Annotated in this window: 7 protein-coding genes; 4 read left to right on the top strand and 3 right to left on the bottom strand. The window is 62.5% G+C overall.

Annotated features, from left to right (window positions below; all coding sequences use genetic code 11):
- Positions 1–8: 8 nt before the first annotated feature.
- Positions 9–1,883 carry a putative bifunctional diguanylate cyclase/phosphodiesterase gene (locus V3W39_RS24845; protein WP_330213509.1) on the bottom strand — a complete coding sequence of 625 codons (1,875 nt, stop codon included), beginning with the start codon at positions 1,881–1,883 and terminating at the stop codon, positions 9–11.
- Between the two features lie 258 nt (positions 1,884–2,141).
- On the opposite strand from V3W39_RS24845, the gene V3W39_RS24840 reads away from it, so the two are divergent.
- Both V3W39_RS24840 and V3W39_RS24835 read left to right on the top strand, forming a co-directional pair.
- On the top strand, positions 2,142–3,488 hold the full coding sequence (locus tag V3W39_RS24840) for an HD domain-containing phosphohydrolase (protein ID WP_177040656.1): 1,347 nt from the start codon (positions 2,142–2,144) through the stop codon (positions 3,486–3,488).
- Between the two features lie 47 nt (positions 3,489–3,535).
- The gene (locus V3W39_RS24835; RefSeq protein ID WP_177116181.1) at positions 3,536–3,946 is read left to right on the top strand and encodes an NUDIX hydrolase; all 411 of its coding nucleotides are present in this window, start codon (positions 3,536–3,538) and stop codon (positions 3,944–3,946) included.
- Between the two features lie 131 nt (positions 3,947–4,077).
- On the opposite strand, the gene metR is transcribed toward V3W39_RS24835, so the two are convergent.
- Both metR and V3W39_RS24825 read right to left on the bottom strand, forming a co-directional pair.
- Positions 4,078–4,995 (bottom strand): transcriptional regulator MetR, encoded by a 918-nt coding sequence (gene metR / locus V3W39_RS24830; RefSeq protein ID WP_017480097.1) that lies wholly within the window; start codon positions 4,993–4,995, stop codon positions 4,078–4,080.
- Positions 4,996–5,367: 372 nt separating this feature from the next.
- Positions 5,368–10,971 (bottom strand): dermonecrotic toxin domain-containing protein, encoded by a 5,604-nt coding sequence (locus V3W39_RS24825; RefSeq protein WP_330213508.1) that lies wholly within the window; start codon positions 10,969–10,971, stop codon positions 5,368–5,370.
- 194 nt (positions 10,972–11,165) lie between these two features.
- On the opposite strand from V3W39_RS24825, the gene V3W39_RS24820 reads away from it, so the two are divergent.
- A complete protein-coding gene (locus V3W39_RS24820; RefSeq protein ID WP_177040651.1) occupies positions 11,166–12,185 on the top strand; it encodes an alpha/beta fold hydrolase in 1,020 nt (339 codons plus the stop codon).
- Positions 12,186–12,247: 62 nt separating this feature from the next.
- Positions 12,248–12,904 (top strand): DsbA family oxidoreductase, encoded by a 657-nt coding sequence (locus V3W39_RS24815; RefSeq protein WP_177078378.1) that lies wholly within the window; start codon positions 12,248–12,250, stop codon positions 12,902–12,904.
- Positions 12,905–13,023: the final 119 nt, after the last annotated feature.

Below are 13,023 nucleotides of genomic sequence, written 5' to 3'. Positions count from 1 at the left end.
GCAGAAGGTTATTGGCCAGGCATCAGGGGGCGCCGCCCGGCTTGCATCAACAGGGCAAATTCATCGGCGGCCACGGCCTTGCTGAACAGGTAGCCCTGGCCTTCTTCACACTGGTGGGCCTTGAGGAAATCCAGCTGCTCAACTGTTTCCACGCCTTCGGCAATGATGTTCAGGTCCAGGCTCTTACCCAGGCTGATGATTGCGCTGATCAGTTGCGCGTCCTGAGGGTTTTTACTCAAGCCGCGAATGAACGACTGGTCGATTTTCAGCACATCAATGGGAAACCGCCGCAGGTAGCTGAGGCTGGAGTAGCCGGTGCCGAAATCATCCACTGCCAGGCGCACACCCATGGTCTTGATGGCCCGCAGGGTGGTCAGGGTGTCCTCGACGTTTTGCATCAGCACGCTTTCGGTAATCTCAAGCTCCAGCAAGCCTGGGGCCAGGCTGGTGCGTTCGAGGATGGCCGCAAGGTTGGGGACAAAATCCCGCTGGCGAAAGTCGATGGCCGAGATGTTCACTGAAATGCAGATCGGCGCCAGGCCGGCCGCCTGCCAGGCTTGCGCTTGTTCGCAGGCCTGGCCCAGCACCCATTGGCTCAGGGGCACGATCAGGCCGCTGTCTTCGGCCACCGGGATAAAAGCCGAGGGGTAGACCCAGCCATGATCGGGCTGGTGCCAGCGAATCAGGGCTTCCGCGCCGACGATCTGCCCGGTGTTCAAATCCAGTTTGGGCTGGTAGTGCAAGACAAACTCATTGCGCTGCAGGGCCAGCCGAATCGCGGTCTCCAGGCTTTGTTGTTCCTGGGCGCGCAGGTTCATGTCATCGATGAAAAAGCTGAAGTCATTCGGGCCATGGTCCTTGGCGGCGTGCATGGCGGTTTCGGCTTTCTTGATCAATTCCACGGCACTTTGGCTGTCGTCGGGGTAGATGCTGATACCCAGGCTGGCGGTAACGCTCAGGTCGTGGCCGGCGACGTAGCGGGTGTGGCTGACGGCCTTTAGGACTTTTTCGGCAATGTGCTGGGTTTGCTGGGGATGATGAACGTCGTTGAGGATCAGTACGAACTCGTCGGAGCCGTAGCGAAACACCGAGTCCGACTCGCGCACCGTCGCCACCAGGCTTTGGCTGACTTGTTTGAGCACTTCATCGCCCACCGGATGGCCCAGGGCATTGTTGATGCGCTTGAAGCGGTCGAGGCCGATAAACATCACGGCCAACTGGGTGTCATGACGCCGGCACACGGCGATGGCCTGGGTCAGGCGGTCTCCCAGCAGGGTGCTGTTGGGCAGCTCGGTGAGGGCGTCGTATTGCAGCAGGTGCGAGACCTTGAGCAGTTCCTGCACCCGTTCCTCCACCGTGCGCTCCAGGCCCATCAGCTTGAGCGCGGCATCTTGTGCCAGCTGCCATTTCCAGGTCAGGGCGCTGGCCATCTGGCGGATTTCCAGGTTGTCGAAGGGCTTTTTCAGGATCAGCAGTTGGTCGTCGTATTTCAGGCGCGCTTCGATGGCTTCGAAGGAATAGTCGGAGTAGGCCGTGCACAAGGCGATTTGCAGGTGAGGGTCGATGGCCCATAGCTGCTCGATGGTCTCCAGGCCGTCCCAGCCCGGGGGCATGCGCATGTCGATAAATACCAGGGCGTAGGGCGTGTTGGCGGCCAGGGCCTTGGTCACCAGCGCCAGCGCTTCCTGGCCCTGGTAGGCCGAGTCCAGCAGGAATGTCTGGCGCAGGGCCGGGGCGGTGCCGAACAGGGTCTCTTCGATGCTGTCCAGGGACTGGCCGCCGTTGGGGTCGGCTTCGAGGATCTTGCGGAAGTCTTCGTGGATCGACGCGGTGTCGTCGACGATCAGAATCCGCCGATTGGCCCTTGCGGAGCGCGGGTTCACGAGCGGTTCCGGGTCGCGCTCAACTGCATATTCTGGCGCATGTGGCTTCCTTACCTTAAGTACATCGGTAAACAGGGGCGGTCATGGGCTTCTTGCCACAAGCATAGTTGGCTCCCTTGAATAAGTCGGCCGGTTGGCGTCAAATCAACGCCAGTTACCCCCGCATTCATCTAGCGCTCAATGCACCTGCAAGTACAGCGATTGATCACGACGGGGGCGCAATGGTGCAATTTTGTGTCATTGAGAGGAGGTGTCGCCATGGATGAGCAACTTGCTACGACTGCCCCCTACACCCCCACGATTTTGCTGGTCGATGACGAAGAGTCGATCCTCAACAGCCTGCGCCGTTTGCTGCGGGGCCAACCCTATGAGGTGTTGCTGGCCGGCAGCGGCGCCCAGGCCCTGCAGATCATGGCCGCCCGGCCCATCGACCTGGTCATGACCGACGCCCGCATGCCGGCCATGGACGGCGCGATGCTCCTGGCCGAAACCCACCGGCTGTACCCGGCCACCACGCGCATCCTGCTGACCGGCTACGCCGACATGAGCATGATGATCAAGGCGATCAACGAAGGGCAGATCCACCGCTACATCAGCAAACCCTGGAACGATGAGGAAATGCTCCTGACCTTGCGTCAGTCCCTGGAGCACCAGCATTCCGAGCGCGAACGGCTGCGCCTTGAGCAACTGACCCGCGAGCAGAACGACCAGCTGAAAGCCCTCAATGCGACCCTGGAAAAACGCGTAGTGGCGCGCACCTCCGAGTTGCAGCAGACCGCCGACATGCTCGACCTGGCCTACGACGAGCTCAAGCGCAGCTACGTGACCGGCACCGAGGTGTTTTCGCTGCTGGCCAACCTGCGGTTGCCCAAGGAAAAACAGACCAACCGCCAATTGATCGAACTGATCCGCGTGTACTGCAAGTTCCAGCCCATGGATGAAGCCAGCGCCCGGGACCTGACCATGGCCGCCGCCCTCTACAACATCGGCAAGCTGAGCTGGAGCGACAGCATGATGGTGTCGCCCGCTGACCTGCTGCACAGCACCGACCGTGAACGCTACCGGGCGTACCCAACCCAGAGCGAATCGTTGCTGATGACCCTGGAGCCGATGAAAGATGCCGCGCGCCTGATCCGCCATCACCAGGAACGCTGGGACGGCACCGGCTTTCCCGACCATCTCAAGGGCGAGGCGATTCCGTTCGGCGCGCGCCTGTTGAAGCTGGCGGTGGACTTTATCGAACTGCAGCGCGGCCTGATCCTGGAGCGGCAGATGAACAGCGACGAAGCGCTGCTCTATATCCGCAAATACGCCGGGCGCCTTTACGACCCGGACATGGTGGAAGATTTCGTCCACGCCTGCGCGGCGTTCCTCAGCGACGTGACCCTGGGCGACCCGACGGTGAAAGTCCTGACCACCCGCGAACTGGCCGAAGGCATGGTATTGGCGCGCAACCTCAATGCCGACAATGGCATGTTGCTGCTCAACGCCGGCAAGGTGTTGAACCTGCCGCTGGTGGACAAGCTGATCGCGTTCGAGACGATGGAAGGGGCCAGGTACAGCGTGTTCATCAAGGCGCCGGAAGAGACGGTACTTTTGGGTTGAGGCCGGTTCATGGGATCCTTGCGCCTTTGCATTCAAGGCGACCCTTTATGACCTCTACCATTCGCATCGCCGCCGCCCTGCTGATCGGCAGCGACGGCCAGACTCTGCTGGTGCGCAAGCGCGGCACCCAGGCCTTCATGCAGCCAGGCGGCAAGATCGATGCCGGCGAGCAACCTGCCGAGGCCCTGGCCCGTGAGCTGCACGAAGAGCTGGGCCTGCGCATTGACCCGGCAGCGGCGGTGTACCTGGGCCAATTCTCGGCCCCGGCGGCGAATGAGCCAGGGTTTGTGGTGCAGGCCGAGTTGTTCCAGGTACACATCGACGTGCCGGTGACACCGGCCGCCGAGATTGAAGAAGTGCGCTGGATCGACCCGGCCGGTGACGGCGACTTGCACCTGGCGCCCCTGACCCGGGACTTGATCCTGCCGTTCTATCGCGCCTCTCTAACGGGTGCGTGAAACTGTGGCGAGGGAGCTTGCTCCCGCTGGGCTGCGCAGCAGACCCAAAAATCTCGGGGCCGCTTCGCGCCCCAGCGGGAGCAAGCTCCCTCGCCACAGCAAGCTCCCTCGCCACAGGTACCCGCTGTTCATCAGCGTACGGCGCTGACCCCATCCAGGGTCGAAAACGAGGTGTCCTTGGCCGTCAGCAAAAAGTCGCGCATGTACGGCGCGTCCAGCATGTCGGCGCGGATGCCGGCGTACAGCGTGGCAAACAGGCCTTTCTCCCCCAGCCGCTTGGCCTTCACGTAACCCCGGGAGCTGTATTCATGCAGCGCCCAATGAGGCATGCCACACACGCCGCGACCGCTGGCCACCAACTGCATCATCATCACCGTCAGTTCCGAGGTGCGCACCTGGGCCGGCTCAACGTCGGCGGGTTCCAGGAAGCGGGTGAAGATGTCCAGGCGATCCCGCTCCACCGGGTAGGTGATCAGGGTTTCGCTGATCAGGTCTTCGGGCACGATGTACGGCTTGTTCGCCAGCGGGTGCTGGTTGGCTACGGCCAGCATGGCCTCGTAGGTGAACAGCGGCACATAGGTGATGCCCGGCAGCTCCAGCGGGTCGGAGGTCACCACCAGGTCCAGGTCGCCCCGGGCCAGGGCCGGCAAGGGCGCGAAGGCGAAACCGGAGGCCAGGTCCAGCTCGACTTCCGGCCACGCATCGCGGAACTGGTCGATGGTGGGCATCAGCCACTGGAAGCAACTGTGGCACTCGATAGCCATGTGCAAGCGCCCGGCGGTGCCGCCCGCCAGGCGTGCGATGTCACGTTCGGCGCCGCGCAGCAGCGGCAGGGTGGCGTCCGCCAGTTGCAGCAGGCGCAGGCCGGCGCTGGTGAAGCGCAGCGGCTTGGTCTTGCGTACGAACAGCTGCATGCCGAGCCTTTCCTCAAGCTCCTTGAACTGGTGCGAGAGCGCGGATTGGGTCAGGTGCAGGCGCTCGGCGGCTTCCACCAGGCTGTCGGCTTCGCGCAGGGCGTGCAGGGTCTTGAGATGACGGATTTCGAGCACGGGGTCTCCATGAGCATAACTTGTGACAAATTCGGATCGGGTGAGTTTGTCTCATGTTGTCCTGGCTGTCGACCGTGCTGAGGCGATCACGCCGCCAGGATCGGTGGCGTGATGTCCGTTGGTTCAGAGCTGGGAGAAGTGTTTGAGGAACAGCGACCGGCTGATATCGCCGCGCCAGATCGGTGTATGGGTGGCCTGTTGTTTTTGCCATTCCAGGTCCAATTGCTCCCTGAGCAGGCGCGTGACCAGGCCCGGGGTGTCTGGTGTCCATCGGTCATGGTGAGTGTTCCTCGCCAAAGAGGAGCGGGGTGCTCCTCTTTGGCGGCCAGTACACCCGAGTACGCAGCGCGTTAAGTGGTATTCCTGTGTCGTTTAGAGCGCTTCGAAATGCTTCACCGCAAAGGCTTTGCCGATATCGCCGCGCCAGATCCTGAGGTTGCTCCACAGCGCCCCCTGTTCCTGCTGTGACAACTGCCATTGCAGGCCCTTCTTGCGCTGGCGGCCGAGCTTCAGGTGCGCCTTGATAAAACTGTCAAAGGCCGATGCCCGGGCATCATAGTGAAAGTGTGCGTACCACAAAGGGACGGGCGGATTTTTTGTCAGGTCGTTGATCACATATTCCTGCAGGAAATCTGCGCCACCGTCCAGGCGGTTGGGCCGGGACTCACGGCTTCCCAGCTTCTGGATGTCTATTTTGCCTACGGTCTTGAGGTCGTCCAGATAGCCTTCGGTGGGTTGCTGGCTGGTGAGGGACCGTTCGGTGCGCAGGTCCCGGCCACGGGTTTGCAATCCCATGGCTTGCTCGCGCAGTTTCGCGATGAGCGGGTCCCGGGAACCCAGGTTTTCCAGATGCCTGGCACGCTGTACCAGGCCGTCCGCTTCGCTGGCCATCATGTGTTCCAGGTTGACCGGTTCCATGTTCCTGTAGCTATGGACCTTGGCTTCATACGCCGGCAGGTCGCCGAGCCGGCCCCGGGCTTCCTCCAGGACCACGGCCACATTGGCGGGCGCAGCGGGGGGCGCCGGCCTGGACGGGCCGGGGGCATCGACCCTGCGGTATTTCTGGCTTTGCCCGACCTGATCCCAGGTTTCCCTACGCCCCTCACCGACGAGGCGAATGTAGCGCCGTTGCGATACGTCTGGGCGTACCTCTTCAGTGCCCACCAACAGTTCGTCGCCTTCGCTGTTGAACGTCTTGTGGGGCCGGTCGGCGGCCTGTTCCGTGCTGGTCTTGCGCCGGGCCTTGAGTGCCCGGGCACTGAGGGTTTCGAGATTGTCCCGCAGCGGTTGCACCTGGTGTGGATCAAAAAGCTCGGGGTAATTGATGCTCCAGCTGTTGAAGCTTTGACGGGCTTCCTCGTAAGTCGCGCTGCAATAATTCAGGACGCGGTTACGCTCGACGCGACTGATACCGCGTCGAGGCAGTTCCATATGGGTGACCAAGGTATTGTTGAGTTTTACATGCAGCTCGCCTACCTGTTTGTACAGGTAAAACCAACTGAGGGTATGGGGCACATCCAGGTACCTGGCGCTTTGCAGATGCAGGCTGGTGCGGGTGATCAGCAAGCGCAGTTCGGAGAAGTTTTCCATGATGACGTTCGCCGCCTCCACCGAACCGGCGGGCAGGGGGGTGGGCGCGACACGCGGGCGCCAGAGGCGTATGTCATTGATGCTGGCTTCGATGATGGTGTACTCGGCAAGAATCTTGCCCCGGCTTTCGGTGATCTCACGGGCCAGCCTCAAATGTTCGGTGCCGGGGTGGTCGCGATTGATCTGCCTGTTCAGGTCGTCGAGGTGCCGGGTGAGGTGGCTCAATCGATGGCCGGCCAACTGGGCGCGCTGCAACGCTCGTTCGGTGATCACCAGGGCCGCGGTATTTTTGTCACGGTTGAGGGTGGCCAACAGGCCGCCGCCCGGAAGTTGGGTCGCGTTGTCTGCCAGTTGATAAGTCTGCTTGGCCAGCTCGATATCGGCGAATAACTGTACGTCGATATCTTGACTGAGGGGGAAGCGCTCTGCCGGTGTGTGGCTTGACCAGGCGTCGGTGTAACGGCTGAGTTCGGTATTGCTGGCTTTGCTCTGGCGGAGCAGGTCGTCCAGGGCGACGGCGATTTCGTTGAGCTGGATCTGACGCCGTGACAGGGTACGTGTCATCTCCTGGGGCAGTTGTGCTTCCACCGCGGCGGGCGGTGCGCCGGCCCGGCGTCGGGGGATGCGGCGGCTGCCACCGGGCAAACCGCCGGCGACGAGGCGCCCATAAAGAATGCCGTGGGATTGCCACTCACTGGCTTCATCCAGGGCGATCGGTTGTCTGTAAAGGCGGTTGCGGTTGCCCTTCAGGCGCCAGGTGTCGTAGGTGCTGTCAAAGGTGACCTCAAGGATCTGCCCCTGGCGGACAATGAACTCACCACGTGCATGCCGATAGACCTGGCGATACTTTCCGGACGTCGGTGCGTGCAGGCCTTCGAGGGACAGCGGTTGGTCATAGGCATAGCCCTCGAAGTCCGAACGCCGGGATGGTTTTTTTGCGGGCCCGCCAGAGCGCCAGAACGCGCCCTTGTCCAGCCTCCTCGACAGCTGGTGCCGGCGCATCAACCCACGCGCGGCTTTGCCCACCTGTGTCGAAGCGCCGGCTATCTGCGCAGCATCCATGGTGGCGAATAACAGTGCCTCAAACGCTGAGGCCAGGTCATCGATACCCTGCCCGATGTCCCCCCGCAGGAAGGCTTTCACGGCAGCGTGCAGGTTGGCGCGTGCGTCATACAGGGAAATGGCCGTGCCCACGAACGGCAGGCAATTGAGGGCGACTTTGATCCAATGGAACAGCATGCGGTTTTGCAGGGCGTAGCGCTCTACGGCCAGGTCGAAGTTGGAGCGGGAGGTGTTGCGATGGGCCTCGATCAGCCGAGCCATCCGGGAGTCAAGCTCGTGCGCCGCCAGTGAGGTCGTGGACGGCCAGGGCGAGCCCACGCCGATCAGCCCGTCGTACCGGCTTTGATAGGCCTTCCGGATGCGTGCGGCATGGGCAATCACATCGCCTTTCAAGGTACGGCCTGCCAGGTAGTCCACGCCGCTGTCCTGGGCACACAGCGCAAACAGCAGGGCACGTGCCTGGTCGAGGCTGTCGGCCCGGAGCAGGTTGCGATGGTCGGGGGCATCCGGCAGATACACCAGGGTCACACCGCTGTTTTTCTCCTGGATAAAGGTGACGCCGACCAAGGCCGTCGGGCGTTGATTGGTGTCGGCGCCGCCCACCGCGAGCCCGGCGGGGAGCAGGACGATCTGTTTGCGATCGACCTCCCAGGCCTGTGGGGTATCGGCGTCAATGGCCACCTTCAGGGTGTGCAGTTCGTTGTCATTGATATGGCCTTGCAGATGGGCGCGGGTGGCGTGCAGTTGCAGGGTGAGGCGCAGTGGTTCGATCAGGCATTCACGCTGGTATTCGCGATCGAACCGGGACTGCTCGGGGCTACCGTTGAACGCCCGGAGAATCTGGATCTCATACTGTTGCGCCAGGTCCAGCTCGGAAACCACTCGGGCCAGATAGGCGCCGGTGATTCCGTTTTTCAGTGTGTCGTACTCGCGCTGATCGTCGGCCGTGACCTCCAGGCGCATAAAGCTCAGGCGTGCGCCCATGGAATCGCCGATGTTCGACAGTGCGAGGGTTTCAAGGGAGAGCTTGCTGCGTATCGCGCTGGGGGCGTTGAGCATCCTGACGGGCGTTCCCGGTGCGGCCCCGGGAATGACGTCGCGAATGGCCCTGACTGAGTCAGGCAGGTCGAGCACGACCGTGAAGTTCTTTTTAAGTGAGAAATCCCGGCGCAGGCGGGCTTCTATTTGCTGCCGGGCGAAGGCCTCGCGCTGGGGCAGCGAGCGCTCGAGCAGTGCCTGGGCGCGCTGCGCCGCGGGCAGGTAGGCCTGCACCAAGTATTTGAACAGTGTGCGCTGTGGGTCGTTCAGGGTCTGTAGCCACTGGGGTAAATGCTCGGCCAGATGGCTGCTGTTGTTTTGCTCGATGATCTGCTCGAACGCTGCATCGCGGGCTTGATGCTCGGGCACGCACAATTGGCCGGCGACCTCCAGGCGCAGCCTTTGCAACGCGCTGTCCCGTGATTGTGCATCGGCCTGTTCGGCGCGGATTCGCGCGGCCTGTTCTTCGAAGTCGGTCTGTTGGCTTTGCAGGCTGTACTCGAACGGGTCCGAGGTCACCTCGTCCAGGCGCAGCGCCAGGTGAGGGTCGCCAGCCTGGATGCCGAACAGGTACTGCTCCAGGGCCCGGCGCGAATCGAAACGCTGCAGGGCACCGCCCCGTCCGGGCCAGTAGAGCAACAGGCTGTCGGCATCGGTGCCCGGCCCCCGCAGGGCTGCGCGGCGGGCGATCAGCACGGGGCCCTTGAGGACCTTTTCGGTAATCAGGGTGCTGCTGCCATTGTGTCGCCTGACCGCCAGCGTCAGCCGGGCTGCGCCCACATCTGCCGTGCGGTCCTCCAGTTCCGGGTCCTCCAGCAGGGCCAGGAGGCCGTTCAGTTCGTCGTCGCCGAGTTGCCCAAGGCTGCGCTGGAGCAGGGCTTCGGCCCGCAGCCCGGCGTTTCGTGCGCGGTAGAGTGCAGTGTAGTGGGTGTCCAGGCTGGCGGTGTCGTAGACCCGGCGCGCAAGCAGCGCCACGGCAGCATCGCTGGCCGCGGATTGGGCGTTGTGGAGCTGTTCCAGGTGCTGCGTCAATTGCACCAGCGGTGGGTGGCGGTGGTCACCCTGGTAATCCTCACCCAGCAGCGTTTCGATGGCTTGGTGCTGGTGGTCGATCATGGCCTGGCGCGTGGCGGGAGGAATGTCGGCGTACAGCCAGCCAAATTGCGCGGTGGTCTTGAGGGCGTCCATATCAGGCGGTTGTTCGCTCACCTCGGGAGGCGCGGCCAACAATGGGACGCGGCTGAGCTGCTCATCGAACGCGAGTGCATTGTCCAGGGTGTGGATCGCGTGTTCGCTGATGTCGTGGTGGTGGGAGAGGTGGCTCAGCACGCTTAAGAACTGGTGGTTGGCGAGGTCGGACAGGCGTTGGGCGATGCCCGTTTGCAATGGTTGGCGGGTGGCGATGTAGTCGATCATCGCGCGTGGCAAGGCCCTGTCGACCTGGAACACGGCTTGCTGGTTATCGATCAGCCAACGCTCCAGGTGAGTGCGTCGATGGAACAGTTGGACCGCTGGCTGCCAGGCCGGCAGGTAGAGTAACTGGGGAACCGGGTCCTCGCCGTCGAGGGTAATGATCCAGGCGCCCGGTAATGCTATCGGCACCTGGCCGGGGTGTTTGAGGGCCACCTGTTCGGTGTGGATCCGGCGCCCGTCGATCAACGTGCCGACGGGGGCTGTAGGGTCCATGAGGGTTTGCACAGCGTTGAGCAGCGGCGGCGTCAGGCCGTCGACGGCCTCGATGTGATGGGTCGCCGCTTCTAGGTGCTGGCCATACAACTGGGCCGCGCGCTCATGGCGCGAGACCCCGCTGCCGGGCGCGCGAGCCTGCCAATAGGCATCCCAGCGTTGTTGCATAAAGGGCTTGAGTGCCAGCGCCTTGCAGCGTTCAAACAGCTCGATGGCCGACAGCGATGCGAACGGGTGTTGCGCAGGCATTCGGCTGATCCGGCAGGCTGGAAATTGCGCCGGGGACAGTTGCGGGTTTTGCAGGACAAACCCGCAGGCCTGGCTCAGGCTGCACTGGCGAGTGCTGCGCTGTTGGGTGGGGGGGGAAATGACGCCGACCTGATCACCGTCCAGATTCCAGGCGTGCCGCAACAGCTCGCGGATGGCGGTGGCCGCACGAGGCGCCAGGGCGATGAGGGTGTGCAGTAACTGCTGGCTTTGCTGGCCCCGGCGAGTGGCGTCCCACAGCAGGGTTTCGTCCACCGGGCGGGCCAGCGTTCGCGCCGTGATATCAAACGGGGTGATCTTCACATCCGGCAGGTTGTCGGGGGTATCGCTCATGTCTGTCTCTCTCAAGGCCCCGATACGGCTCGGGAATCGGGCTATTGAATGAGATACGGCAGAGCGGCGTGGGCTAGATGGATACCGCGACCGCCTGGCGACATTCATCAAACTGTCACTGAACTGTGGCAGCGCGCTTGAACAAACTTCATCAGACTCGCGCTCTACTGGGGTTCTGCGTTTCGGTGTTTTTCATGCGCGTTTTGTTTTTAATGGCCGCTTTATTATTCGGCCTGCCGTCTTTTGCGGCTTCTCGATGTGATGTCAATGTCCCGACTCAAACGGTCGACCTGGCCCAGGTGAGCATCGCCTACCAGAGTATCGGCCGTGAGTCCGATCCGGCCTTGCTGCTGGTGATGGGCCTGGGCGGGCAGTTGATTCACTGGCCCGACGAAGTGGTCGTCGCCCTGTGCCAGCAAGGCTTTCGGGTGATTCGTTATGACAACCGCGATGTCGGCCTGTCGACCTGGCGCCAGGCGCCTGCCAGCGCCAACCTGACCTTCGAGGTGCTGCGCTACAAACTCGGTCTGCCGGTGGCGGCGCCCTACACCCTGACGGACATGGCCGACGACGCTCTGGGGCTGATGGATGGTTTGCACATCCAGCAATTCCACGTGCTGGGCGCGAGCATGGGCGGGATGATCGCCCAGCACCTGGCGGCCATGGCGCCGCAACGGGTGGAAAGCCTGACCCTGATCATGACCAGCTCCGGCGCCGAAGGCCTGCCGGCACCGAGTGCAGCGCTGGTGCAACTGTTGTCACGGCGCAGCGCGCCCAATCGTGAAGTGGCCCTGGAGCAACAGGCCGACCTGCTGGCGGCGCTGGGCAGCCCTTATGTGAAGGATGATCGCAAGGTGCTGCTGCAACAGGCGGCGCAGTCCTACGACCGGGCGTTCAACCCCGACGGTGTGAAGCGCCAGATCATGGCGATCCTTGCCGAGCCGAGCCGGGTGCCGTTGCTCAATCAACTGCGTGTGCCAACGCTGGTGGTGCATGGAACTGCCGACCCGCTGTTGCCGGTGATGCATGGCGTGCACCTGGCGGCGCATATCCAGGGCAGCCAGTTGCGGCTGATTCCGGGCCTGGCCCATCGTTTCCAGGAGGCGTTCAAGGCGCCGTTGCTGGCGGCGGTGTTGCCGTACCTGCAAGCCCATCGCGAGGATGCGGCGCATTGGGCGCAGATCGACCCAGTGGCGCCTTCCAAGGTTTTGTAAGGGCTTGGCGGGGTGTATCGTGGTGCCTTTCCGGCGTTTAAAGCCAGCGAGGTTGCCTAGTCATGAGTACTCCCCTGAAAATCGATTTCGTCAGCGACGTGTCCTGCCCCTGGTGCATCATCGGCCTGCGCGGCTTGACCGAGGCTCTGGACCAGTTGGGGCCGGAGGTGCAGGCCGAGATTCATTTCCAGCCTTTTGAGTTGAACCCGAATATGGGGCCTGAAGGTCAGAACATTACTGAGCACATCACTGAGAAATACGGCTCCACTGCGGAGCAATCCCAGGCTAACCGGGCGCGGATTCGTGACATGGGGGCGGAGTTGGGGTTTGCGTTTCGTACCGATGGGCAGAGCCGGATCTACAACACGTTTGATGCGCATCGCCTGTTGCATTGGGCCGGGCTTGAGGGGTTGCAGTACAACCTCAAGGAGGCGCTGTTCAAGGCGTACTTTACTGACCAGCAGAATCCGTCTGATCACGCGACTTTAGCGACGATTGCCGAAGGGGTTGGGCTGGATCGTCAGCGGGCTGAGGAGATTCTGGCTTCGGATGAATATGCGGCTGAGGTTCGTGAGCAGGAGCAGTTGTGGGTGTCGCGTGGGGTGAGTTCTGTGCCGACCATTGTGTTTAATGATCAATATGCGGTGAGTGGCGGGCAGCCGGCTGAGGCGTTTGTCGGGGCGATTCGGCAGATTATCAGTGAGGCTTCCAAGGGTTGATCGGTGTACATATCCGTTATTTAGGTAACGGCGGCCTATGGTTTCGCTCTTACAGCGACTCACTTTGGAAAAGCCCCAAAGTAAGCAAAGGGCTCTGCCCCGCCTGTCGGCACCTCGCC

It is taken from the genome of Pseudomonas sp. Z18(2022) (assembly GCF_036346535.1).
Taxonomy (GTDB): domain Bacteria; phylum Pseudomonadota; class Gammaproteobacteria; order Pseudomonadales; family Pseudomonadaceae; genus Aquipseudomonas; species Aquipseudomonas yamanorum_A.
Note: the sequence above shows the minus strand (reverse complement) of the source record. Positions and strands in the feature narration are given on the sequence as shown.